Origin of the sequence: Myxococcus sp. CA005 (assembly GCF_006518205.1) — a bacterium.
Classification (GTDB): Bacteria; Myxococcota; Myxococcia; order Myxococcales; family Myxococcaceae; genus Myxococcus; species Myxococcus xanthus.
In genome coordinates this window covers 42,461-66,741 of sequence record NZ_SRLV01000049.1, presented here as the reverse complement: position 1 = coordinate 66,741, position 24,281 = coordinate 42,461, and the positions used below count along the sequence as shown (strand labels likewise).

At 70.4% G+C, this 24,281-nt stretch carries 21 protein-coding genes and 1 pseudogene; 13 read left to right on the top strand and 9 right to left on the bottom strand.

All coding sequences use genetic code 11. The features are described 5' to 3' along the window. Positions 1-907: ArsA family ATPase (locus FMQ63_RS21830; RefSeq protein WP_153881075.1), on the top strand; the 907-nt coding region annotated here is incomplete at its 5' end. 277 nt (positions 908-1,184) lie between these two features. On the opposite strand, the gene FMQ63_RS21825 is transcribed toward FMQ63_RS21830, so the two are convergent. Then, positions 1,185-1,871: a tetratricopeptide repeat protein gene (locus FMQ63_RS21825; RefSeq protein ID WP_026114284.1), complete on the bottom strand. Its 687-nt coding sequence runs from the start codon at positions 1,869-1,871 to the stop codon at positions 1,185-1,187. A gap of 71 nt (positions 1,872-1,942) precedes the next feature. Between FMQ63_RS21825 and FMQ63_RS21820 the strand changes: the two genes are divergently transcribed. From FMQ63_RS21820 to cmk, 3 genes are read left to right on the top strand one after another with little or no spacing between them, the layout of a single operon-like run. After that, positions 1,943-2,911, top strand: a complete 969-nt coding sequence (locus FMQ63_RS21820; RefSeq protein ID WP_011554047.1) for an acetyl-CoA carboxylase carboxyltransferase subunit alpha — start codon at positions 1,943-1,945, stop codon at positions 2,909-2,911. Between the two features lie 26 nt (positions 2,912-2,937). Continuing rightward, entirely contained in the window at positions 2,938-4,029 is a 1,092-nt protein-coding gene (gene hisC / locus FMQ63_RS21815) for a histidinol-phosphate transaminase (protein ID WP_011554046.1), read from the top strand. Next, positions 4,026-4,718 (top strand): (d)CMP kinase, encoded by a 693-nt coding sequence (gene cmk, locus FMQ63_RS21810; protein WP_011554045.1) that lies wholly within the window; start codon positions 4,026-4,028, stop codon positions 4,716-4,718. The genes hisC and cmk overlap by 4 nt, the downstream gene beginning before the upstream one ends. Positions 4,719-4,767: 49 nt before the next feature. Here the strand turns inward: cmk and FMQ63_RS21805 are convergent, their stop codons facing one another. Then, positions 4,768-5,268: a helix-turn-helix domain-containing protein gene (locus FMQ63_RS21805; protein ID WP_011554044.1), complete on the bottom strand. Its 501-nt coding sequence runs from the start codon at positions 5,266-5,268 to the stop codon at positions 4,768-4,770. A gap of 92 nt (positions 5,269-5,360) precedes the next feature. On the opposite strand from FMQ63_RS21805, the gene FMQ63_RS21800 reads away from it, so the two are divergent. Continuing rightward, entirely contained in the window at positions 5,361-6,023 is a 663-nt protein-coding gene (locus tag FMQ63_RS21800; RefSeq protein WP_011554043.1) for a glutathione S-transferase family protein, read from the top strand. A 53-nt stretch (positions 6,024-6,076) separates the two neighbouring features. On the opposite strand, the gene FMQ63_RS21795 is transcribed toward FMQ63_RS21800, so the two are convergent. Further along, a complete protein-coding gene (locus tag FMQ63_RS21795; protein WP_011554042.1) occupies positions 6,077-8,212 on the bottom strand; it encodes a transglycosylase SLT domain-containing protein in 2,136 nt (711 codons plus the stop codon). 359 nt (positions 8,213-8,571) lie between these two features. Between FMQ63_RS21795 and FMQ63_RS21790 the strand changes: the two genes are divergently transcribed. Next, complete coding sequence (locus tag FMQ63_RS21790) at positions 8,572-8,805, top strand: hypothetical protein (RefSeq protein WP_002636478.1); 234 nt, start codon at positions 8,572-8,574, stop codon at positions 8,803-8,805. Between the two features lie 76 nt (positions 8,806-8,881). On the opposite strand, the gene FMQ63_RS21785 is transcribed toward FMQ63_RS21790, so the two are convergent. After that, positions 8,882-10,396: a CAP domain-containing protein gene (locus FMQ63_RS21785; RefSeq protein ID WP_011554041.1), complete on the bottom strand. Its 1,515-nt coding sequence runs from the start codon at positions 10,394-10,396 to the stop codon at positions 8,882-8,884. Beyond that, positions 10,393-10,698 (bottom strand): DUF721 domain-containing protein, encoded by a 306-nt coding sequence (locus FMQ63_RS21780; RefSeq protein ID WP_011554040.1) that lies wholly within the window; start codon positions 10,696-10,698, stop codon positions 10,393-10,395. The genes FMQ63_RS21785 and FMQ63_RS21780 overlap by 4 nt, the downstream gene beginning before the upstream one ends. A gap of 179 nt (positions 10,699-10,877) precedes the next feature. Between FMQ63_RS21780 and FMQ63_RS21775 the strand changes: the two genes are divergently transcribed. After that, positions 10,878-13,493, top strand: a complete 2,616-nt coding sequence (locus FMQ63_RS21775) for a carboxypeptidase-like regulatory domain-containing protein (protein WP_011554039.1) — start codon at positions 10,878-10,880, stop codon at positions 13,491-13,493. A 92-nt stretch (positions 13,494-13,585) separates the two neighbouring features. Then, positions 13,586-14,461, top strand: coding sequence for a GGDEF domain-containing protein (locus FMQ63_RS21770; RefSeq protein WP_011554038.1), 876 nt, complete (start codon positions 13,586-13,588; stop codon positions 14,459-14,461). Between the two features lie 39 nt (positions 14,462-14,500). On the opposite strand, the gene FMQ63_RS21765 is transcribed toward FMQ63_RS21770, so the two are convergent. Beyond that, a complete protein-coding gene (locus tag FMQ63_RS21765) occupies positions 14,501-16,465 on the bottom strand; it encodes a lysophospholipid acyltransferase family protein (protein WP_020478342.1) in 1,965 nt (654 codons plus the stop codon). A 2-nt stretch (positions 16,466-16,467) separates the two neighbouring features. Then, positions 16,468-17,430, bottom strand: a pseudogene (locus FMQ63_RS21760) (SDR family oxidoreductase). Between the two features lie 102 nt (positions 17,431-17,532). Here FMQ63_RS21760 and mutL point away from each other — a divergent pair. The 5 genes from mutL (at position 17,533) to FMQ63_RS21740 (ending at position 22,090) form a co-directional block, all read left to right on the top strand. Next, the gene (gene mutL, locus FMQ63_RS21755; protein ID WP_011554035.1) at positions 17,533-19,392 is read left to right on the top strand and encodes a DNA mismatch repair endonuclease MutL; all 1,860 of its coding nucleotides are present in this window, start codon (positions 17,533-17,535) and stop codon (positions 19,390-19,392) included. Positions 19,393-19,487: 95 nt separating this feature from the next. Next, entirely contained in the window at positions 19,488-19,643 is a 156-nt protein-coding gene (locus FMQ63_RS38090) for a hypothetical protein (RefSeq protein ID WP_163884409.1), read from the top strand. A gap of 17 nt (positions 19,644-19,660) precedes the next feature. Then, the gene (locus tag FMQ63_RS21750; protein WP_026114283.1) at positions 19,661-20,383 is read left to right on the top strand and encodes a hypothetical protein; all 723 of its coding nucleotides are present in this window, start codon (positions 19,661-19,663) and stop codon (positions 20,381-20,383) included. Positions 20,384-20,500: 117 nt separating this feature from the next. Next, a complete protein-coding gene (locus FMQ63_RS21745) occupies positions 20,501-21,487 on the top strand; it encodes a tol-pal system YbgF family protein (RefSeq protein WP_011554033.1) in 987 nt (328 codons plus the stop codon). Positions 21,488-21,577: 90 nt separating this feature from the next. Then, entirely contained in the window at positions 21,578-22,090 is a 513-nt protein-coding gene (locus FMQ63_RS21740) for a hypothetical protein (RefSeq protein ID WP_026114282.1), read from the top strand. A 1-nt stretch (position 22,091) separates the two neighbouring features. On the opposite strand, the gene FMQ63_RS21735 is transcribed toward FMQ63_RS21740, so the two are convergent. Together FMQ63_RS21735 and FMQ63_RS21730 are read right to left on the bottom strand one after the other, a co-directional pair. After that, on the bottom strand, positions 22,092-23,696 hold the full coding sequence (locus FMQ63_RS21735; RefSeq protein ID WP_225909298.1) for a carboxypeptidase-like regulatory domain-containing protein: 1,605 nt from the start codon (positions 23,694-23,696) through the stop codon (positions 22,092-22,094). Then, the gene (locus FMQ63_RS21730; protein WP_011554030.1) at positions 23,693-24,265 is read right to left on the bottom strand and encodes a hypothetical protein; all 573 of its coding nucleotides are present in this window, start codon (positions 24,263-24,265) and stop codon (positions 23,693-23,695) included. The genes FMQ63_RS21735 and FMQ63_RS21730 overlap by 4 nt, the downstream gene beginning before the upstream one ends. Between the last annotated feature and the right edge of the window lie 16 nt (positions 24,266-24,281).

Genomic DNA, 24,281 nt, shown 5'->3' with positions numbered 1-24,281 from the left:
GGGCGGGGTGGGCAAGAGCTCCTGCGCCGCCGCCGCCGCGGTGACGCTGACGGAGAAGGAGGGGCCGGTGCTCCTCATCTCCACGGATCCGGCGCACTCGCTGTCGGACGTGCTGCAGAGCCGCCTGACGGACACGGAGACGCAGGTGAAGGGCACCAAGGGCCTATACGCTCGCGAGCTGGACATCGCCGGCTGGTTCAATGCCCTGCGCAAGCGGGTGAAGGAGAAGGCGGAGAAGGCGTTCGAGGGCGCGCCCCGGTCGGGCAGCGAGGTGCCCGCGGATCTGCTCTACCTGCGCAACCTTCTGGAGTGCGCGCCGCCGGGCATCGACGAGCTGGCCGCGCTGTCCTGTCTGACGGACGCGCTGGTGCAGGAGCGCTTCAAGCGCATCGTGGTGGACTCGGCGCCGGTGGTGACGTCCGTGCGCGTGGTGGAAATGGCGGAGACGGCCAAGACGTGGCTGGGCGCGCTGCACGCGGTGCTGACCAAGCACCGCGCCAAGGGCCTGGCCGAGCTGGCGGACGACATCGCCGGGATGATCAAGCACGTGAAGCGCTTCGAGGACGCGCTGGCCTCCCCGAGCGAGGCGCGCTTCGTGGTCGTCACGCGCGGCGAGGAGCTGGCCGCGGCCCGCACCGAGCGGCTGGTGGAGTACCTGAAGGAGAAGAAGCTCCCCGTGGAGCGGGTGCTCGTCAACCGCGTGGGCCCCAAGTCCACCTGCGACAAGTGCGAGAGCCGGCGCAAGCTGGAGTTCAACGCGGCGAAGGCCATCGAGAAGAAGCTGGGCCTGCCCGTGACCATGGCGCCGGCCCTGGGCCGTCACCCGGCGGGTCTGCGCGAGCTGAAGGCCTTCCGCACGGCGTGGTACGCGCTGTCGCCGCCGGCCGCCAAGACCAAGGCGGCCTGAGGTCCAGGCTCGTCGTGAATCGAGCCAAGGAAGCCCTGCCGGGCTTCGTTCCACCCGGCGGGAGTGTCCTGGCTGTTGTGCAGAAGTAGAGGGGGCCGCCGCCACATCCGCCTCACGCCCTGATTCCACCCCGAAGAATCATCCCTTCCCACCTGCCCCCGTGCGCACCATGACGACGCGCGCCATGGGTGCCAAGGGGGTTGCGCGGGCCGTATCTGAAAGCGAGCGTGGCTCACGTCGCGACTGATGGCTGGAAGGCACGGAGGCCCGCGGGGGCTTACGCCTCGCATTCCGAAGGTGAGTCGGTGAACGTCTCCAGGCCGGGGAAGGTGAGCGCGCCCGACTCCGTCAGCGTGCCTTCCAGCGGCGCACGGCCATTCAACCGAAGCGCTACCTGCCTGCCTCGCACCGTGTAGCGGCCCCGCGTTTCCTTCTGGCGGGGCGTCCCGTCGTCGCCCACCTCCTTCGTCCACAGGGTGACCCTGCCGGAGGGGCCGAAGCGCAGCCCCTGGGTGGTGCCGTAGACGCCCACGCCCGGGCCGAACCAGGACACCTCGCGCAGCAGCACGGGGACATCCGCCTCCCTCGCCGGGCTGCGGCCCAGCAGCTTCTGCCAGCCCAGGGTGTCCCGGATGGGGGTGAAGTCCGCGTCCTCCTTCGCGCGGGTGAGCCGCCGGGCATCCAGCTTCACCGCCTGGGTGAGGTGCTCGACGATGACGTCCCGGTGGGCGCTGTACTCGCAGACCTTCCCCTGCTTGCGGAGCATCCCCAGGGTGGCGGCCAGGTTGTAGTGGGCCAGCGCATAGTCCGGGGACTCCCGGGCGGACGCCTGGAAGCGCTCCAGGGCCTCTGGGTAGCGCCCCGCCTGGTACAGCCGGAAGCCCTGGGTGTTCAGTCCTCGGGCATTAGGGGTGGACGCTGCGCCCGTGAGGGCCAGGAGCAATAGGGGCAGGGCGGGGTGCATGTGCCTCCAGACAGGGGTGCGTAAACGCTTGCGCGTTGAAAGCCGCCTTACCCTGGTGCTAGTTCCGCGCCATGGCAACCGGTACCAGCTATGTGCTCGAGTTCGAGCGCCCCCTGATTGAGCTGGAAAAGAAGATCGACGAGCTCAAGGTCCTCTCCACCAGCGGCACGGTGGACTTCTCCTCGGAGATCTCCAAGCTCGAGAAGAAGGCGAAGAAGCTCCAGACGGAGATCTTCAGCGACCTGACTCGGTGGCAGGTGGTGCAGATGTCCCGGCACCCGAACCGCCCCTACTTCCTCGACTACGTCCATTACCTCTTCACCGACTTCGTCGAGCTGTGCGGTGACCGGGCCTTTGGTGAGGACCCGTCCATCGTCGGAGGCTTCGCGCGCTTCGACGGCAAGCCGGTGATGGTGATGGGCCACCAGAAGGGCCGCAACACCAAGGAGAACATGGCGCGCAACTTCGGCATGCCGCGCCCGGAGGGCTACCGCAAGGCCCGCCGCCTCATGGAGCTGGCCGAGCGCTTCGAGAAGCCCATCCTCACCTTCGTCGACACGCCGGGCGCGTACCCGGGCATCGGCGCCGAGGAGCGAGGGCAGGCCGAGGCCATCGCCGTCAACCTGGAGGTCATGAGCCGGCTGCGCGTCCCCATCATCTCCACGGTGGTGGGTGAGGGCGGCTCCGGTGGCGCGCTGGCCATTGGCGTGGGCAACCGCGTGCTGATGCTCCAGAACAGCGTCTACTCCGTCATCTCCCCGGAGGGCTGCGCCTCCATCCTGTTCCGCGACGCCGCCAAGGCGGACAAGGCCGCGGACGCGATGCGGCTCACCGCGAAGGACCTGCTGGAGATGAAGATCATCGACGAGGCCATCGCCGAGCCCGCTGGTGGCGCCCACCGCGACCCCGCGAAGATGGCGGAGGCGCTGGGCAAGACGCTGCGCAAGCACCTGGGCCAGCTCGCCGAGCTGTCGCCCGATGAACTGGTCCAGGACCGGTACGCGAAGTTTCGCGCGCTCGGTGTGTTCTCCGGACGCTGAATCCACCGTATCAGGGCCCTTACACCATGCGACCGCTCGTCCCCACCCACGTTGAGACGCTCAAGCCGTACGTGCCCGGCAAGCCCATTGAAGAGACCGAGCGTGAGTTCGGCCTCAAGGGCGTCATCAAGCTGGCCTCGAACGAAAACCCACTGGGGCCCTCCCCGCGCGCCGTGGAGGCCATGCGGAACGTCTCTGGCGCGACGCACCTGTACCCCGACGCCACGTCCTTCCACCTGGTGCGCAAGCTGGCCGCGCACGTGGACGTGAAGCCGGAGCAGGTGGTGCTGGGCAGCGGCTCCAACGAACTCATCGAGCTGCTCATCCGCACCTTCACCACGCCGGAGGATGAAATCCTCCTGTGCCAGGGCTCCTTCTCCGCGTACCGCATCTCCGCGCAGGCCCATGGGCGGCCCTTCGTGGAGATGCCCATGCGCGAGGGCTTCCTGTACGACCTGGAGGCCATGGCGAAGGCCATCACCCCGCGCACGCGGATGGTGTTCCTGGCCAACCCGGACAACCCCACGGGCACCGCGTTCAGCCGCGACGCCCTGACGCGCTTCCTGGCCGCGGTGCCGCCGGAGGTGCTGGTGGTGCACGACGAGGCCTACTGCGAGTTCGTCGAGTGGCCCGAGTACACCAGCGCCGTGCCGCTGGTCGGCCAGCACCCGAACCTGGTGGCGCTGCGCACCTTCAGCAAGATTCACGGGCTGGCGGGCGTGCGCCTGGGCTATGGCATCATGGATGCCCGGCTGGCGGCGTACCTGCACCGCACGCGCATGCCCTTCAACCTGACGGTGCTGGCCCAGGCCGCGGGTCTGGCGGCCCTGGAGGACACCGAGCACGTGCGCCGCACGCGTGAGGTGAACCGCGCGGGTCTGGACTACTTCGCCGCGGAGTTGCCGATGCTGGGCGGCACGCTCACGCACAGCCACGCCAACTTCGTGTTCGTGGACTTCGGCCGTCCCGCAGTGGCGCTGTACGAGCAGCTGCTGCGCAAGGGCATCATCGTCCGGCCCTTCGCGGGGCAGGGGTTCCCGAACCACGTGCGCATCTCCGTGGGCACGCCCGCGGAGAACGCGCGCTGCGTCCAGGTGCTGAAAGAGATCCTGACATGAGCGCCCGGCCCTTCATCGTCGCCATCGACGGCCCCGCGGGCGCCGGCAAGTCCTCGGTGTCCAAGCTTCTGGCGCGCCGGCTGGGCTTCTCGCTGGTGGACACGGGCGCCATCTACCGCTGCGTGGCCTTGATGGCTCAGCGTGAGGGCATCGCCTTCGACGACGACGCGGGCCTGGGCGAACTGCTGGGCCGCGTGCACATCCACTTCCAGGTGGTGGGGGAGGAGAACCACGTCTTCCTGGGTGGCCAGGACGTGTCCGGGGAGATTCGCACCCCAGACATCTCCATGGCGGCGTCCCAGGTGTCCGGACGGCCGGTCGTGCGCGCGGGCCTGCTGCAACTCCAGCGACGGCTGGCGCTGGAGTCGGAGAAGGGCGCCATCCTGGAGGGCCGTGACATCGGCACGGTGGTGTTCCCGGACGCGGACGCGAAGTTCTTCCTGGCGGCCAGCCCCGAGGTGCGCGCCCGGCGCCGCTACGAGGAGCTGTTCCAGAAGGGCGTGGAGAGCAGCCTGGATGCCGTGCTCGCGGACCAGACGAAGCGGGACCGCGACGACTCCGCCCGCGCCGTGGCGCCGCTGAAGGCCGCCGAGGACGCGGTGCACGTGGATTCCAGCACCATCCCCCTGTCGGATGTGGTGCACGGGATGGAGTCTGAAATCCTGCGCCGGATGGCCCAGCGCGCCTAGTGCGGGTGGGTGTGAACCTTCGCCCGGCGCAGAGGATGACGCGCCGGGCTCAGCGGGAGCGCTTCACCAGCGCCTTCTCGTAGGCGGCCTGCAGCTCGCCGAATACCGAGCGCGCCGGCCGCGGCGAGCCGAGATGCAGGTGGTGCAGCTCCTCCATGAAGGCGTTCCAGAGCGGTGCGCCGCCCTGTTCCAGCAGCTCCGCGCGTACGGACAGCTCCTTGCTCGGGCGCGTGTGCCGGCGGCCCCAGGCGCCCATGTGCGCGAGGAGTGGCACGAGCTGGATGGCCGCTTCCGTCAGGCTGTAGATGACCTTCTGGCGGTGGGTGGGATCCGGGCGTCGCGTCAGCAGGCCGGACGCCGTCAGGCGCTTCAGCCGGTCCGCGAGGATGTTCGAGGCGATGCGTTCCTCGCTCTGCGCGAGCAACTCGCCGTAGCTGCGCCTGTTGCCGAACATGACGTCGCGGATGACGACCAGGCTCCAACGGTCGCCGAGCTGTTCGAGCGTCAGGTTGATCGGGCAGCCGGATCGCCCTGTCTGCGCCATGGCCATTCTCTCCAGGCTACTCCTTGCGATGTGCAAGTGGTAGGGATAGGGTTTTGACTGCTTGCAAAATGCAAGCGGTCTGCGACAGGAGTCCGCCGATGTCACTCGTGCTCTACGGTCATCCCTTTTCTTCGTACACGCAGAAGGTCCTCATCGCGTTGTACGAGAATGGCACGCCCTTCGAGTTCCGCTGTATCGGGCCGGAAACACCTCAGCACTCGGCCGAGTGGTCGCGGCGCTGGCCGCTGCGCAAGTTCCCGCTGCTGGTGGATGGCGAGCGCGACATCGCCGAGACCAGCATCATCATCGAGTACCTGCAGCTCGCGCATCCCGGGCCCGTACGTCTGTTGCCCGCGGACCCGATGGCCGCGCTCGACGTGCGCTTTCTCGATCGCTTCTTCGACCTGCACGTCATGAACGCGGCGCAGCACGCGGTCGATGGCGCGCTGACGGGGGATTCGGTGAAGCGCCAGGAAGGACTGGCCCTGGCCGTGAAGAAGCTGGAGGTCGCCTACGCCTGGCTCGAAGGGCAGCTCGCCGGCAGGACCTGGGCCGCCCCTGGCGAGGACTTCACGCTGGCGGACTGCGCGGCCGCGCCCTCGCTGTTCTACGCGGACTGGACGCACCGGATCTCCGATGCGTTTCCCGTGCTCCGCGCCTACCGCTCGCGGTTGCTTGCGCGCCCGTCCTTCGCCCGAGCAGTGAATGAGGCGCGGCGTTTCCGGCCGCTCTTTCCCCTGGGCGCGCCAGACCGGGATTGACGCTCGGCGCGCGCCCGCGCGTCGTCTCGCGGGCCTGGCGCCCCAGTCGGAGCCTAGAAGCTGACACCTTCCTTCGACGGCGCGGGCACCTGTAGTGGCAGCTTCAGCGCCCCCGTGCCGTCGCCGTAGAAGGAGTGGTAGAGGAACAGGTCCGCCACCACCTGCTTCACGTAGCCGCGCGTTTCCTTGAAGGGGATGGTCTCCACGAAGAGGTCCAGTGGCAGCGAGCTCCGCTCCTGGACCCACTTCGCCGCCGAGCCTGGGCCCGCGTTGTACGCGGCCGCCGCGAGCACCGGGTGTCCAAAGCGCTCCATCAGCCGGGACAGATACCAGGCGCCATAGCGGATGTTCCGCTCGGGGGAGAAGAGGTCCGCGGGCGCGGGGACGGGCTCCTTCAGCTTCTCCGCGATGGCGTTCGCCGTCTTGGGGATGATCTGCATCAGCCCTCGTGCATCGGCGATGCTCATCACCTCCGGCCGGAAGGCGCTCTCCCGCCGCATGATGGCCCACACCAGGTAGGGGTCCACCTGGTGCTGCGTCGCCGCTCCCTCCACCGCGGTGGCGAAGGCGCGAGGATAGAAGGGCGCCAGGGCCTCCGGAGCGCGCGCGCCGAAGGCCCGTCCCCACAGGTGGCGCGCCGCCACCGCGTGGGCGTGGCCGTACTCACCCAGTCCCAGCAGCGCGTGCGCGAAGGGCAGGGCCTGGTCCGCCGAGCGCAGCCGCGCCGCGTGGGCTTCCACCTCCTCCGTCGCGTCACGGAACAAGCCCGCGCGCGTCAGCTCCACCGCCAGCTCCAGCTCGGGAGGGCGGGGAAGCTGCAGCACCTGCGGCGGCTGTGGGAAGTGTGCGGGCGTCTTCAGGCTCAGCGCCTTGAGCCGCTCGTTGGCCATCAGCGCGTAGAAGGACGCGGGCGCCGAGGTGATGACGGCCTCGTACGCGGGGCCCAACGTGTCTGCCTTCGCGCCGTCCAGCTCGCGGCTGCGCGCCATCCAGTAGCGCGCCTGCGGTCCCATGTTGCTCTTGGGGTAGGCGGTCAGGAACGCGTCCAGTGCGGCGCGGGCCTTCGCGTACTCCTCCTGACGCAGGTGGGCCAGCGCGCGGAACCACATGCCCTCGTCGCGCCGGCGTGAGCGCGGATAACGCGTTTCGAAAGCCGTGAAGGCCTGCACCGCGTCCGCGAAGCGCCCGGCCTGCAAATCCAACCAGCCCGCGAAGAAGGCGCCTTCATCACCCGCGGGCTGCGAGGGGTACTTCTTGTCCAGGGCCGCCATCAGCGTTCGGGCCTTGGCGTTGTCGTCGGACTTGAGCGCGCGCCGAGCCACCAGCAGGTCCGCCTGAGCGGCGACGGCGGCGGGGCCCTTGCGCGCCAGCGCGAGCGCCTTCTCCGCATCCTCCGTCCGCCCCAGCGCGAACCAGGCCCTCGCGCGCAGCAGCGCCACGCGGGCTGCCTGCTCCTTGTCGAGCTTCACCTTGTCCAGCGTCGCCAGTTCGTCGAGTCCGCGCTGCGTCGCGCCCGCGTCCAGGAAGCGGTCCGCGCGGGTGGTGCGCTCGGTGTAGCCCAGCTTCACAGGGGGCGTGCTGCCCTCCGTCAGCCACGCCATGGCCTCATTGCCGTAGGGGTGGGTGGGGAAGCGCAGCGCCACCGTCATCATGTCGGCGCGCTGCCCAGCGCGGTTTCCGGAGCCGCCTCGCGCCAAGGCACGCTGATAGAGCAGCTCCACGGTGGGAGACGCCTTCGCGGCGGCCTCCAGTACCTGGGCCGCGTCCTGGGGCTTGCCTGCCTTGAGCAGTGACTCACCCAGCCGCGCTCGGGCACGAGCCGCGAGTTCCGCGGGTGCCTTGGATTCCAGCACTCGCGCGAAGTCCTCGGCCGCGCCCGCGGCGTCCCCGGCGTAGAAGCGGGCCTGGCCCAGGTAGAAGGCGTGGTACGGCGCCAGCAGTGGAGGGGCGGGCCAGGCAGCCAGCAGTTCCCTTGCCTCGGCGGCCTGACCGTCAGAGAGGGCGAGCGTCCCCGCGAGCAGCGCCAGCCGTCCCACGTCGTCGCACTTCTTCGCGGCGCAGGCCGTCAGCTCCGCGCGCGCCAGGGCGGCCGCATCCGGCTTGTGGAGGCGGACGGCCTCCAGCGCCGTGGGGGATTGTCCCAGCGACATCCCCGCAACCACCCCCGCAACCCACCCACTCCAACTCATGTGGTCTTCCTTTCACGACGCGGCTTTGCGGCCTGCCAACGAGACGCACACACCGATCATTCCCCTTGCCCCGCAGGGAGGGTGGTTTGACAGCGGGCGCGACAAGTCCTAGATCCGCGCGGCATCGGGTCAGTCCAGACTGTTCAGCACCCGATGTCATTCGCTGAAAGCGTCCTGGCGATTACGTGCACTTGGGTAGGAACTGCCGACCCATTGCGTCACCCGGAGTGAATCACTACCTTGCGCCGCCGCTCAGCGCCACTCCGGTCCGTCGTTGCATGGCGGGTCCAGTCGTTGTCGTCAGGTAGCACCGCTCGTTCACAGCGCTCGGGGGGGAAACAGTTCAGAGGGAGGGCTTCATGAAGCCGTGTCCAGCCGATCTGCCACAAACCATCAACCCCGAAGCCGGGCCGAAGCGAGCCGGCGTCGAGACCCACCGCAACCTCAACTGTCATCAGTATGACAACTGCCTGGATGAAGCCGTCCGGCGAGGTTGGCAGTCGTTCACCTGCATGAAGTGTCCGATGTATCAGCAGGTGGCGCCGCCGCAGATGGGGCTCGAGGCCTACGCCACGCAGCGCCGGCCTGTCTGAACGGGGTTCATGGCGTTGATGCCCCTGGCCACACACGCCGGGGGCACCACCACGCACGGCGTCTCCGTGCGGGACGTCAGGGGACGGCCGCGTAGATGACGGCCACCCAGTACTGATTCGTGCCGAAGCGGCGGGAGTCTCCCCGCACGACGCCTACGCCCACGCGGTTGTTCGTGGCGTCGGCCATGCTGCGGGACTCCGGGATCGCCGTGGGGTCCGACACCACGAAGAAGTCCACGGACGCCGTTCCCGCGTCGGGCAGCAGTTCGAAGACGCGGTCGTGCACCGGGGCTTCACCCGGCTGGGCGGAGGGCTGGTCCAGCTCCAGCGCGCGCCTGGCGTGGGCGCGTGCCAGTGTCTCGAGCGCGGCGTTGCGTGTCAGGGGCGGCAGCTTGCGGGACGCACGCCGCCGGCTCAGGGCGTCGTAGGCCTCCTGTTGCGGGTCCGCCAGCTCCGGCGAAGCGGGCGGGGCGACGGTGAAGACCTCGGTGAGGACGGCCTCCTGGCGCCCGTTCACCGTGTGGAACGCCACGCCCACGCCCATGAAGCGGAAGCCCGGGTCCAGCACGTTGCGCCGGTGTCCAGGGCTGTGCTCGATGCCGAAGTGGGCCGCCAGCGGCCCCGGTGCCAGGCCCAGGTTCTCTCCCGCGCGCACGTAGCGCGCGCCCGCTGGCAGGCGCTTCGTCAGCGTGGAGCCGTCCGGGGCGATGTGGGCGAAGAAGCCCTCCTTCGACATGCGCGCGCTGTAGTCCTGGGCCACCTGTTCCAGCACGGCGTCGGGGGACAGTTCGGGCAACGCGTGAGCGCGGCGGAGGGCGTTGATGCGCTCGTAGACGGCCCGGCGGGCGTCCTCCAGCGTGGTGGGCTCGGCGGTGTCCTCGCTGGCGGCGTGCTTGCGGGGTTCACCCTGGTCCACCAGGAAGAGCGCCGCCACCTCCGGCCCGCCGTCCGCGCGTCCCACCACCTCCACGGTGTACGTACCCGGCGTGGCGAAGGCGAGCCGGCTGCAGAAGCCGCCCCCCGCCCCCCGGTTCTGGACGGGCATGAGACTCACCCCGCCGTTCGGCTGGGTGACGTACACCTCTGCCCGCCGCAGTGGTGGGACCAGGGCGCCGCAGAGCGTCATGGTCGAGCGCTCGCCGTTGGCGATGAGGCGCGGGAAGTCCTGGAGCTCCGCCTTGCGGTCCACCAGCAGCAGGACGAGCGCCGCGCGCTTGCCGAGGACGGACACTCCCACGCCGAAGTGCGAGGCGCGCTCGCTGTTGAAGTCGTCGCGGTCGAGGAAGGTCTCGACGGCGTGCTGTGGCACCCACGCCCGGATGACCAGCGCGCGAGGCGAGGGGTCCGCCGCGCCCGCGTCGCTGACGGCGGAGGTGAGGGTGAAGAGGCCCGGCGCGCCGGTGGTGTATTCGGTGAGGGCCTCGTGTGCCAGCCGCCGCGCGGCGGTGGTCAGCTTCGGGTCTTCCACCGGGGCGCGCCGTCCCACGCGCTCGAATTCGCGGCTGACGTGCTGCGCGGCGCTGCGTTCCATTCCGGCCGACGCCGGCGGTGTGGCGGCCAGGACGGCGATGAGCGGCAACAAGGCCATCATCGGCGCGCTACCTGGAACGTGAAGGAGAGGGACTTCACCGTGTCCGGGCCGAGCCGCGCGTTGAGCTGCTCGCAGAGCGACGCCGCTTCGGACTCCAGCGACTGGGCCCACTGGGCGCCCGTCACCGCCACCACCAGGGTGGTTCCGTGCAGGGCCTGGGGGGTGGTGTGGCGCGCGAGGTGCGGACCGACCACCGCCTCCCACACGGGGGCCAGCGCGTGGCCCTTGCCGGACTCTCCCGCCAGCCGTGCCAGGACGCGGGGAAGGAGACTTTCCAGGGACTTGGGTTCACTACGAGCCATCAGGAGGCGATCATCGATCTGTTAACCCTGAAAGCCAACCATCCCGTGCGGAGGAGGGGCGCACGGCGGGCGGACCGGCTATGATGGGGCTCGAAGGGCGGCGGCCGGCGCCGCGTACCGTCGCGCAGCGCGCGTCCTGCCTGTAAGGTCGCGGACGGTCCCCCCGGAGCCGCATTCGTATGAGTCACCCCCCCCGTCCCCTCGCGCTGGCTTGCCTGGCCTGTGTCCTCCTGTACCTGAGCGGCTGCGGCGACATGGACATGGGGCCTGACAACCCCGTGGGTCCGTTCCCACAGGTGACTTACTGCTCCGTCGATCAGGACTGCCCGGACCCCTCGCTCTTCTTCTGTGACTCGGCCACCTCGCGCTGCGAGCCCGCCTGCCTGACGCGCGAGGATTGCGGCGTGGCGCGGCGGGGCCCTCATGCACTGGCCGCGTGTGACGAGGTAGGCGGCGCTGGCTGCCAATGCGACATGAACCGGTGCGTGCCCGTTGTCTGTGCCGCCGACACGGACTGTGACTCAGGCACGGTGTGCCGAGACGGCGCGTGTGGCTCGCCGCCGTCCGAATCCCGCGCGGTCGCGTGCGAGGTGACGCCGGATGTCGTCGTGGGCACCCCGGGCATGACGGTGGACTTCCGCGTGTGGGTGCGCGAATCGACGGGCGCTCCGTTGGTGTTGCGTGACGGCGTGGCATGGGAGGTGCTGTCTCCCTCCGTGGTCGGAGGCGGGGGCGGCCACCAGGCCTCTGTCGTGCTGAGCGAGCCCGCCTCGGAGCACCAGGCGCTGGCGGTCCGAGTGGGCAATGTCTCCTGCCATGCGCGCGTCACCGTGCTGCCCGCCGAAGTAGCCCCGGGTGGGGTGCGCGTGCTGGTGGTGGATGCGCTGACCGGGCGCCCGGTGCCGCTGGCCGTCGTCGCGGTGTCCGCCGATGACGGCGGCCTGGAAGCGGCGATGGTGACGAACGCCGACGGAGCCGTCTGGGTGCCCGCGGAAGGCGAGGTGGCGCTCTCCGCCTTCCACTCCGACTACGGCTACCTGACGCTGGCGCGCCACGACGCGAGCCAGTTCCGCGACGTGCGGATGGCCCTGCGCCGCAACCCCTTGGACCGCTTCGGCGGCGTGAAGGGCCCATTCCCCACGTTGACGGAGACCTTCTCGACGGCGGTTTCGCTGCGCGTGGGGCTGATGGGGTTGTCCGTGCCCGGGCTCCCCACCGACCTGGCTCCCGAGTCCTTCCTGGGCCCGGAGCACGAGGTGGCGCTCCCCGTGGGCACGGGCCAGGACCGCCTGTCGCTGCCGTCGGGCAGCGCACTGTGGTTGACGGGCAGCACGGCTCCAGACGTCGCGGCCCCGGGCGTGGCGGGTGTGTGTGACAGCTCGCTTCCGGGTGTGTTGGATGCGGAGCTGGCCATTCGCACGGGCGCCTGTGGGACGCGGACGGCCTGGGCGCTGACGGGCGAGCTCCCCCTGAAGGAACTCCCCCTCAACCTCATGGCGCCGGGGACGGATCCGTTGCTGCAATTGGGGCAGTTGTTGCCCGGCTCGACGCGCTTCTTCTCGGCGCTGTCGCGTGACGCCCGCTTCACCCTGGCGCCCACGCCCGGCATCCTCACCGGCGAGCCGGACACCCGTGCGGCGGAGTACGCGCAGGCGCTGCCTTTCGAGCGGGAAACGCCGGGCGTGCGGCTGTCGTTCCCCTTCGCCGTGCGCGTACCGCCGCTGCCTCAGTACCGGGGCGCGCACCTGGACCGCGCCTACGTGCTGGCCACCGTGGCGGTCCCCGGCCGAGGCATGGTTCCGCTGGGGCTGGGCGCCGCGGCCAACGTGGCGCCGGCCGATCCGAACACGGACGCCGATGCGCGGCTGGGCCGGCCCGGGCTGGTGCCCGTGCGCATGGCGCCCACGCACCGGGGCCTGGAGGGCCTGCCGTACCGGCTGGTGGTGTCCGCCACATCAGGTGACCAGGCCGAGGACGGCACGGTGGCGACCAGCACGCTCGTGGCGAACCTGCCCAGGCCGGAGTTCGACCCGGACGGCGTGCAGCCCGTGGACGCGGGGCTGAGCTTCCTCTCCCTACCGGAGTCCGTTCGCTACAACTTCGATGGGGCCCCCCGCGGCGAGCTCGTCGGCCGCGAGTTCCAGGCCCAGGTGGACGGGCGGGCCAGCGTGGTGCGCGCCGAGTTCACCAACCGCGCCGGCCGCCGCTGGACGGTGTTGATGGATCCGGACGATACGGACGACGGCGTCGTCGTTCCCCGGCCGCCGCCAGGGTTCGAGGACCGCACCTTCGACTTCGACGGCGTGTTGCAGGCGACGCGGGCGAAGCTCCAGGTGGAGGCGCTGCGCGTGCGGGGCCTGGACCGGCGTGTGGGGCAGGGCCCGTCCCGCCTGGTGGCTTCAGAGGGCCTGGGCGCGGAGCGGCTCGCGGACCTGACGGATGCCGTCGCCACGCTGAGCGTGGGCCGGCCGGAGGTGACGTGGCGCCATCCGGAGGCGGACGGGCAGCGGCTGGCCCGAGGCAGCGCGGTGCGGGTGAGCGTCTCCGGCTTCCGGCTGGGCACGGGTTCCGGCGGCGAAGGCCAGGTGCGCGTCAGCATGCGGGGCGGCTCGGGTTGCAACGACCAGGCGCTGTTCGCCTCCGCCCCCATTGCACCGGGACGCGGCGAGGTGGAGTTGCAGCTCCCGGCGCAGTGCTCGGGGCTGGGCGTGTCGCTGGTGGCCACCCTGGTGGACCTGGAGGGTGACCCCCTGCGTCCGCTCGTCACCGCGACCCGGCAGGTCGACATTCCCTGAGCTCCGCGTAAGGGAACATCCGCCTGGGTTTTCGCGTGCTGGCTCGCTTTCGTGATTTGCCGGGTGGTAGCGTTGTCGTTCCGGGAGGCAAGGTGCAGAAGGAGACGGTCGTCACGGTCATCTCGAAGATCTCCGACCGGCCGGTCAACCTCGACGCGGCGCTGGTGGTGATCTACGGCTTGGACCTGGGGCGCAAGTTCGACCTCACGTCCGAGGAGACGCTCATCGGGCGCTCGTCCAAGGCGGACATCCAGATCGACCAGGAATCGGTCAGCCGCAACCACGCGAGCATCACCAATTCGCGCGAGGGCGTGCGCATCCGCGACCTGGGCTCCACCAACGGCACGTTCGTCAACGACGAACTGGCGGAGGGGGTGCGCGAGCTGCGCAACGGCGACCTCGTGAAGATTGGCCGCACCATCTTCAAGTACATCGCCGGCGGGAACATCGAGGCCGCGTACCACGACGAAATCTACCGGCTGACCACGATGGACGGCCTCACGCAGATCTACAACCGGCGCTACTTCGACGAGCAGCTGGACCGGGAGATTTCGCGGAGCCGCCGCTACGAGCGGATGCTGTCGCTGGTGCTGCTGGACATCGACCACTTCAAGGCCGTGAACGACAAGTACGGGCACCTGGCGGGGGACTCGGTGCTCAAGCAGCTCGCATCCACGGTGCGCACGAAGATCCGCCGTGAGGACGTGTTCGCGCGTTACGGCGGCGAGGAGTTCGCCATCCTGCTGCCGGAGGTGTCGCTGTCCGGCACGCGTCAGCTCGCGGAGAAGGTGCGCCGGCTGGTGGAGAAGCAGCGCTTCGAGTTCGACCGGCAGGTGATTCCCGTCACGGTGTCCGTGGGGCTCGCGGTGCTGGAGCCGCACCACCGCGAGCCAGGTGAACTGGTGCGCGACGCCGACGAGAAGCTCTTCGATGCGAAAACGTCCGGCCGCAACCGCGTGGTGGGCTGAGTCTCCAGCCCACCAAGTGCCTGTCCAGGCGCTTCCGCTTCAGCCCGCGAAGACGGAGCGGCGCTCGCGCAGCAGTGACTGGAGCATGCTCTGGATGGCCTCACGGGTGCGCTCGGTGAGGCGCTGGACCTCGCCCAGGTCGTCCGCGGCCTCGGGCGCGAGGTCCTCGACGCCAATGGGTTCGCCGAAACGGATGCTCCACTTGGCCGGCAGGGGCAGGGGGCCCAGCGGCGTGAGGGGCACGTAGGGCAGTCCCAGGAAGGAGGCGGGGATGCGGCCCAGCAGCGGCGACGTCTCCTCCGCGCCGACGATGGCCACCGGGACGATGGGCGCGCCGGTGCGCACCGCCAGCTTCACGAAGCCACCGCGGCCGAAGCGCTTCAGCCGGTAACGCTCGCCGAAGGGCTTGCTGAGTGCCTGGTAGCCTTCGGGGAAGACGACCAGCGGACGATGCTCGTCCAGGAGCCGCAGCGCGTTCTCCGGGCAGGCCCGCACGGCGCCGAGCCGATTGAAGAGGGTGCCCAGCATCGGTGCGTGGAAGACCTGGTCTTCCACCAGCCAGCGGGGCTCGCGCAGGTCCGGGCGCTCACGCGTGAGGGCCATGGACATGACGAGCCCGTCGTAGGGCAGGGCGCCCGAATGGTTGGCCACCAGGATGGCCGCGCCCGGCGGCACGTGGTCCACGCCCTGCACGGACACGCGCCAGTACTGCGAATAGAGGAACTCGAGCACGGGCTCCAGCCGCTCGACGAGCGATGGGTCCTTGCCGTACTCGTCCAGGTTCGCGCCACCGCCAGTGCCCAGGCCGGCGCGGAGCATGTCCTTCAGGCCGCCCATCGCGAGCATCGCCCGGGCCAGACTCTCGCTCGCCAGGGCCTGCCCAGCGATGTCACGCGCCAGGGACAGGGCCCCCACGGCGCGCTCCGCCAGGGGACGGATACCCTCTGGCTCACCCCGTCCGGACTCCGGAGAGAAGGACTCCCGATAGGACGACTCACCCGCGTCCGTGGCGGGCGGAGGCACCAGCGACAGCGGGCCCCTGCGGCTGGGAGGGAGCTCGTCGCGTGTGGCATCCGGAAGCTCGACTTCCGGTTCCACCGCGGACGTGTCCGCTTCGTCCGTCACCACGACGCGGACCGGCGTCTCCCGCTCCCACCGGGTGACGGCCGGAGCATCCGGTGTGGCGTGGCGGGCGCGCACCTGGTCGATGGCGGCCCGTGCGGCGCTGTCCGCGACCTGCGCGGCCACGGCGGCGGCGAGCTCCTGCTCTTGTTCCAGAGACTGGGCAGGAGCGCCCCGCTCCAGCGCTTCCTCCACCGCGGCTTCGGCCAGCTCGGTCGCAAACTCCGTGGCCATGAGCCGCTCGACCTCGGCGTCGGGGCCGGCCTCCGCGCCCAGCGCCGCGTCCACCGCGGCGGTGGCGGCGGCTTCGGCCACGTCGGCTGCCAGGGCTTCCGCCAAGGCAAGGTCCACGTCGCGCTGCTTCGGCGTGGGGACACCGGCATCGTTCACCGGGCCGGGGGCTTGTGAATCCAGCGTGAGCGGCGCGGACACCGCGGGCTCGCGCAGGGGACGCACGGCGTCGTCCGCGCCGTGGGCAGAAGTCTGGGGGGCCTGCGGCGTCCGCGCCTGCTGGGACGGGGCGGGTTCGCGCGGCGACAGCGCGGCGTCCGCTGCCTCAGTCCTTTCGGCCTGCGGCGCGGGAGCCCGCGGCCCCGATGCCTGCGCCGGAGGCCGGGCAGCCGCGGCGGCGCCCTTCATGCCTCCGGCCGCCTTGCCTCCCTTGGCCTTCCCGGACGTCTTCTTGCCCTCGTGCTTGCGCGACTTCGCGGCAGCCGCCTTGCCACCGGCCTTCGCGGGCGCCGTCCCGCCAGGCCCCGGCTTCTTCTTCGTCACCGTCTCCGCGGCGGCGGCCTTTTCCTCGCCACCCGGCGTGGAGGATTCGGTGGGGCGCGGCGCGGCGCCGCGCTTGAAGGGATCGTTCCCAAGGACACCCTTGGCCATGACTAGCTCCTCTTCAGCGCCGCAGCGGCGTCTCTGACATGGTGGAGGGGGATGAAACCGAGTGCGGACTCGGCGCGCTCGCCGTCCGCGACCCATGAGTAATGGATGTAGTCGAGCAGGGCCACGGGCAACGTGCCCGCGCCCACGGCGTCCAACGTATGCAGGCCGGCCCGAAACAAGGGCCCTGGCAGAGGGAGCGGCCGTGCGCCCGCCTGCTGAATGAGGCCGGAGATCGGCATCACCCCGCGGCCCACGATGTTGAACTCACCGGACGCGTCCGCGCGCAGGGCCAGGTGCAAGGCACGCGCGGCGTCGTCTTCGTGCAGCCCCTGCCAGAGCGGATCGAAGCCCATCAGCGTGGGCACCACGGGATTCTTCAAGAAGCGCGTGGCCGGGTTGTCCACCGAGGGCCCGAGTACCGGCGCGAAGCGCAGCACCAGCACGCGCATTTACGGATGCCGCTCCCGGAAGGCGCGCACCTGGCCTTCCACCTCCACCTTGTCGGTGACGAAGCGGCTGTGCGGGCAACCCTGGAGCGCCGAGTCCTCGCGCAGCATCGCGGGGTTGTTCCCGCGCGCGCCGTAGACAGCCGTCAGGGAGGGCACCACCAGCCGGGGCAGCCGGGAGCGGCCCGCCGCCGTCAGCACGTTCATGGTGCCGATGACTTCCAGCTCGTGCGCCAGGGAGCCGTTGCGGATGGGTCCGAACAGGAACGCCAGGTGATAGAGCGCGTCCACGGGGCGCTCGGTGAGCGCGTCGGTGAGCTCGCTCTCGGCATCGTACCGGGTGAGGTCCACGCGGTGGAACTCCACCTTGTCGCCCTCCGGACGGACGACGTCGAGCACGAGGATGCTCTCCACGTCGGGATCCTGGTCCAGCCGAGACAGCAGGAGCCGCCCATAGTCGCCGCTCGCGCCCGTTACCGCGATGCGCAGCCGTCCCTTGCCTGGTCGTGACACGTCCATACGCGGCGTCGTGTGTTAGCCCAGCCGCCTGGGATTGTCAGCCGCCACCCATGTTGTGTTGCTGGACAACGTCGCCTGGGTGGCGGAGGGTGTCCGGCCGCCATGTCCCGGATTGCCCGTCTCAGCGACGTCCTCATCAACAAGATTGCCGCCGGCGAAGTGGTGGAACGCCCTGCCTCCGTCGTGAAGGAGCTGGTGGAAAACGCCATCGACGCCGGTGCCGGTACGGTCCGCGTCGAGCTGGACGGTGGAGGCGTGGACCGCATCATCGTGTCGGATGATGGGCACGGTATGGGACGCTCGGACGCCGTGGCGTGCCTGGAGCGCCACGCCACCAGCAAGCTGCGCGAGCTGGACGACCTGTTCCACATCGACTCCATGGGGTTCCGGGGCGAGGCCATTCCCGCCATCGCATCCGTTTCCCGGTTCACACTTCACTCCGCGGCCGCGAACTCCGAGGTGGGCACGCGGGTGTCGGTGGAGGGCGGTGGGCCACCGCTGGTGGAGGACGCGCCGCCGCGGACGGGCACGGTCATGACTGTGGAGGACCTGTTCTTCAACGTGCCCGCGCGCCGCAAGTTCCTGCGCCGGGGCGACACGGAGCTGAAGCACGCGGAGGAGGCCGTGGTGCGCCTGGCCCTGGCGTACCCGGAGGTGGGCTTCTTCGCCTCGCACGAGGGCGGCACGCTCTTCTCCAGCGCGGCCTGCCCGGATGACCCGCGCGAGCGAATCGCCGCGGCGCTGGGCTCCACGTCGCATCCGCACCTGTTCCCCGTGGAGGAGCGCCGGCTGGGCGTGGCCGTCACGGGGTTCGCCGCGTCGCCCGAGTTCACATTCAACAACGCGCGCGGCCTCTACACCTTCGTCAACCGCCGCTACATCCGGGATCGCGGCCTCATTGGCACTATTCAGCGCGCGTACCAGGACTTCCTCGCCGCCGGGCGCCAGCCCGTGGTGGTGCTGCACATCGACGTGGACCCGCGCGCGGTGGACGTCAACGTGCACCCGCAGAAGCAGGAGGTCCGCTTCGCCGACGCCCGGGGTGTCCAGGAGGCGTTGACGGCCGCGCTCAGCCGCATGCTGCGCGCCGCGCCGTGGCTGGGCTCGGGCGTGGAGGGCGCCGCGCCCCAGGCCGGCCAGCCCATGGACGCCGCGCACTACGCGCACGCCGTGGAGCGCTTCCTCACCCGCGCCCAGGAAGCCGCGTGGGGCGGCCCGCTGCCCACCGCCATGGACGCGCCGGGCCCCGGTCCAGGGGCGCCGTCCCTGGGGCCGCTGGGGCAGGGGGCTCGGCCGGGAGCGCTGCCCTTCGCCGCCGCGGTGGGGCAGGCCCCCGCCTTCGGTCAGGCGCAGCCGCAACTCAACGAGGCACCTCCGCCGGGCTACTTCGGCGCGCTGCGGCCCCTGGGCATGCTGGGGGGCCGCTTCCATGTCTGCGAGGGACCGGGGGGCACGCTGGTGGTGATGGATCCGCACGCGGCGCTGGAGCGCGCGCGCCTGACGGGCTACCTGCGCGCGTTGGAGTCCGGCAAGCCGCCTCCGGCGCCCACGCTCTTCGGCACCACGCTGGAGTTGCCCGTCGCGGCGGCCAAGGCTCTGGTGGAGGGCAGGGAAGCCCTGTCCCGCCTGGGCTTCGACGTGGAGCCGTTCGGCGGCACCACGGTGGCGTTGAAGACGGTGCCGCCGGGACTGGAAGGGGCGGACGCGCGTTCGCTGCTGGAGGCCCTGGCGCGGGCGCTTCCGCCGAAGAGCGCGACGTTGGACACGGTGTCGCTGGCGGAGGCGGTGCGGGTGATGGCGTGCCACGCAGCGAAGCAGGCCGGCGCCGTGCCGCTCTCCGACGCGCAGTTCCGCGCGCTGCTCGGGGAGTTGGACCGGGCCGACTTCCACCCCACGTGCAGCCACGGCACGGTGGTGGTGTTGGAGATGCCCTTGCTGGAGCTGGAGCGGCGCGCCCGCTGAGTGCCCCGAAAATTGACGGGGGGGGACCCCCTGTTACCGTGCGCCACACGCTTGTAGCACCCAGGCCAACCTCCGCAGCGCACAGGAGCGGGCACATGCACGGTGTGATCACCCTGCGGGACGTGGTGGCGAATCTCGGCGTGGTGCTGCGCGAGTTCGGCGCCGGATGCGTGGTGCGCTGCTTCGTCGCATCACTTCGCCGCCGGCGGACCACCTTCCTGGAAATCGCGCTGAGCCCCAAGCGCCCCTGACGCCAAAGCCGCCATTGATGCTCCGTCGCCTTCTTCCGCTCGCACTGCTGCTTTCCGCTCCCGCCGCCGCTCAGGATTACGGATACGGTGATGAGGACGTGTCCACCTCGCTGGATGGGGTGGGCCGCATCACCATCCAGGGCGGCTGGCGCATCACCCCCAACAAGACGCTCTACGACGGCTGGTACTCGCGCTCCGCCAACCAGGGGCTGCCGCGTGCCCGGGAAGTGGCGGGCGGGCCCACGGTGGTGGCGTCCTTCGCCTACGCCATCTCCGACCTGCTGGAGGTGGGCATCGACCTGTTCGGCACGCAGAGTCGCCTGTACCTCAACGAGCCGGGTGTCGACGGCGGGCCGCCGCAGGCCCGGCAGGTGGACGTGCTGGGCTACGGGGCGCTCATCGGCCTGCGCTTCCAGACGGTGATTCCGCAGTTGGGCCCCCATGGGCTCGTGCCCTTCGCGGGCTTGCTGACGGGGCCCACGCTCGCCTCGTCGGAGCGCAAGGGTGAGGAGCTCCAGGAAACCACCACCCAGACGTGGATGGGCAACGTGGGCGCCACGTTGCGCCTGACGCCGCGTTGGGGCATCACTGCCGACTACCGGCTCGCGTTCCTCCGAGGTCCGGTGGGGCCGTCCACGGCGCGCGTCGGTTCTTTCAGCCTGGGAGGGAGCTGGCTCTCGCTGGGCGTGACGTACAGCTTTCCAGCAGAGCCATCACGGCTGCTCCCTGGGAGCCTGTAGGTTCGGAGGGGAAGCAGGCGAGCCGGGCGCTGTTGCCCTTCTTCGGGAAATGCATTGGCTAAGCAGCGCTGTTCCGCTGCGGAAATTATCGACGCATGACCGGGAGAACTCCTTACGATGCGTGAATCGGCCGAATTCATTTCCGGGCCTAGGAAGATGTCCATGCCAGACCAGCCGAAAACGGATGTGGAAAAGGAGCTCACGGATCTGCGCCGTGAGATTGTCGAGGCACGCAACCTCGTCATCAAGAGCGACAACCTGCTCAAGAACCTCCATGCGGAGGTGAAGGCGGTTGGCAAACGTCACGAAGATTTCCAGAAGCGCCAGTGGCTGTCGTCCGCGGTGGCCTACGTGCTGTTCGCGGTCATCTGCGTGGGCGCCGCGCTGATGATCACCAGCGCGCGCAGCACCAGCGCCACCAACGAGAAGGAGCGCCTGGAGAAGACGGTCGCCGACCTCACCGGCCAACTGGAGAAGCAGCGCGCGGACACCGCGGCGCACCAGTCGGTCCAGCAGGAGGCGAACAAGGTCTACAAGATGATGACCAGCCTGCCCGGTGACGAGCGCCTCAAGGGCATCGACGCGCTGGTGAAGCTGGACACGTCGCGGCTGAGCAACCTGGAGCGCCAGGCCCTCAATGACCGCGCCGCCGTGCTGCGCCGGGAGACGGGCGACGCCGCGTTCGAGCAGGGCAAGATTGCCTTCCGCAAGAACGAGATGGACAGCGTCATCTCCAACATGGAGCGGTTCCTGGCCATGAACCCGCCGCAGGACCAGGCGCTGGACGCGTCCTTCTACCTGGGTACGGCCTACAACAACACCCGTAACCACGAGAAGGCGGTGCCGCTGCTCGCCCGCTTCGTGGACGGGGACCGCAAGTCGAAGACGCGCGACTACGCCATGTTGCTGCTGGCGCACTCCTACCAGGAGGTCGGCCAGTACGATAAGGCGCTGGAAGTCGCCCGTGACGCGGCCGGCGCCTACCTCAACAGCCCGTACCAGTCGCAGTTCCGGGGCCGCATCGCCACGGTGAAGCGCCTGAAGAACCCGGAGAGCGCGGCGCCCCCGGCTCCGGCCCAGGCGACCAGCCAGCCCGGTCAGTAGCTGCCCGTGGGGTCCGGAACCCCACTCACCGGAAAGTCGACACACGGAAGCGTTGCCACACGGGGTCCACGGTCATAAGACGTGGGCCCCGTGTCCGCTCCCGACCCCCGGAAAGATCCCCGCTACCGCCGCTTTCGTGGTGCCGCGTATGGGATTTACATCCTCGTCACCACGCTGTTCTCGTTGTGGCTCATCTGGAGTGTCGGCCACTCTGTCCTGGCCATGACGCCGGAGAAGCTGCCTCCCGCCCCCGTGGCGCTCACGTTCCGCGAGTGCCTGGATGGCGCGCGCGCCTTGTGGGCGGATCTGGAGAGCGGGCGCGAGAAGCTGGTGAACGTGTCTCCCGCCAAGAGCGTCGACCAGGAATGGATGCGCTTCCGTACCGCGTGGCTGCAGAAGCTCCGCGTGCGTGAGTCCGAATGCGCGCTCGACTCGCGTGAGCGGGCCCCCCTGCGGGAGGTGTTCCGCCGCCTGGTGCGCGTGCAGGACCTCTACGCCATCCATGCGGTGCAGTACGCGGGAGAGGTGGGCGGCGAGGTGGATGCGCTGCATGACGCCTTGAACACCGCGGGCCGCAACCCTGGCGCCGGCCGGCTGCCCTGAGTCAGCGCACCGGCAGCAGGGCGGTGTAGCGGCCCAGGTGGTCCGACACCGTCTGCGACAGCAGCACCGGAGACGGGCGCCCTCCCAGGTCCGCCACCCGGTAGAAGCGCACGGAGGCATAGGGCGAGGGCGCTCCGGCCTCGGTCACCATGCCCCGCACCGTGCGGCCGCGCTGGAGGGGGAAGGTGGCCAGCACCTGCTCGGACGCGTCGTCGCCGGGGAGCACGGTGATGACGCGGCTGACGCGGGGTAGGTTCTCCGTGGGGATGAAGTCCACACGGTAGATGCCCGGATCCAACCCCAGGCGGAAGGCGCCCGTGTCGTCGGTGGTGCCCAGGGACTCACTGCCCGCCGGTGGACGCGGCCAGCCGGGCACCTGTCCCACCGGATCCGCCAGCACCCTCACGCCCAGCGCCGGTGAGGCGTTGTCCGTCTGGAGAATCGTCCCCCGGATGAAGCGGCGGTCCGGACACACGACGTCCGGCAGCACCGCGCCGGTGCGAGGCACCTCCACCGACTGCACCGTCAGGCCCGCGGTGGAGCCTGACGGCGGCACCACCACCAGTGACAGGTTGCCGCCCGGCCCCGACGGGAGCGTCTCCACCGTGAAGCGGCCCTCCGCGTCGGTGGTGCCCAGGGGCCCCTGGTAACTGCCGCCGCCTCCCACGGGTCCGCGCAGGGACACGGAGGCCTGGACCACGGGCCGGCCGTCCCGTCCCAGGATGCGGCCGGACACCTGGACCGGGTCGCCGTAGTCACCCAACTCCAGCGGCGCGGCGAGCGGCTCGCGGGGATCCACGGTGAACGTCTTCTGCGGCACCCACACGTCGCCTGTCGCCGTCACGCGCACCAGGAGGCTGGTGCGCTGCGAGGCCTCCAGCGGCAGGGCCAGGGAGAAGGCGCCCGAGCCGCGCGCCACCGGCACGCGCTGGGACAGGGGTGTCAGGTCCGCGTCCAGCGCTTGGACCTGCAGCGCGGCGTCCACGGGCTGCGCGCCCTGGCGCACCACCCGGCCTTCCAGCCGGGCCACCTGGTTGGGGGAGGGCAGCACCAGTTGCAGGGGCACGGCGCCGCCGGGCGACACGGTGGCTTCGCCTCGCACCGGTGGCAGCCCCAGGTCCTCCGGCTCCAACGTCACCGTGTACGTCCCGGTCCCCACGGGCAGCACCCAGGCGCCGTTGAGAGGGACCAGGTCGGCCGTGAAGAGGCGCGCCACACCCGGCAGCAGCGCGCTCTCCCCGCGGGCGGTGAGGTGGAGCGGCTCGTTGTAGGGGCGCGGGGCGCTGCCGGCGGGGGCCGTGGCGCGCACGGTGCTGCCCTGGACGGTGGCGGGCCCGAACAGTGCCAGGTTCAGCTCCGGCCGGATGGCGTCTACCTGGAAGTCCTGCGCGTGCAGGCCGTCATGGGGGTTGGGCGTCACCTCCACCACGATGTCCCGGCCCGGGTCGCCGCAGCCGTCCGGGAAGCACACCTCGTTGATGGCACAGTCGCTGTCCGCGCGGCACACCAACTGGCTGGGGTCGGGCGCTTCCTCCAGCAGCACGCAGCCGGCGCTGGGCAGACCCGACAGCAGGACCGTCCACGCGAGCCGCCGCACCCGCCTCACCGACAGTCTCCCTGGACGGTGTTGACCACCCACGAATAGGTGACGACGAAGCCCGGGTTGTTGATGGTGGTGCCATCCGGCAGTTGCACTGGCCGGGGCCGCACCACGCGGTCCACCAGCTCCGCGTCGGTCACCAGCGCCTCCACCAGGTGGGGGCCGGGTGTGCTCAGCGGGTTGTTGGCGGACGCGAGGCTGATGAGCAGCGTGCCCCGGTCCGAGCGCCGGGGTTCGCGGGTGCTGGCCAACTCATACTGGCGGTAGGGGCCGCGCGGGTCCTGCGGGTTGTAGTCCACGTACCAGTGCACGACGATGCGGTCGTCCACGTCCGGGTCCTCGACGGCCACCTCGAAGGTGAGGTCGCAGCCGTCCGCGCCGAAGTCCGAGATGAAGCGCTGCTGGGGCGCCACCAGGCTGTCGATGATGCGCGGCGGCCGGTTCATGAAGTCCGGCACGGCGTCCAGCAGCGTGTCGTCCTGGGGGATGAGGCAGCCGGACGCGGCGCAGCCCGCGGCCATCAGCAGCCACAGCTCTCGTCTCCAGGAGTATCGCCGCGTCGTCGCTTCCATCATCCGGACGGGCTGCTCC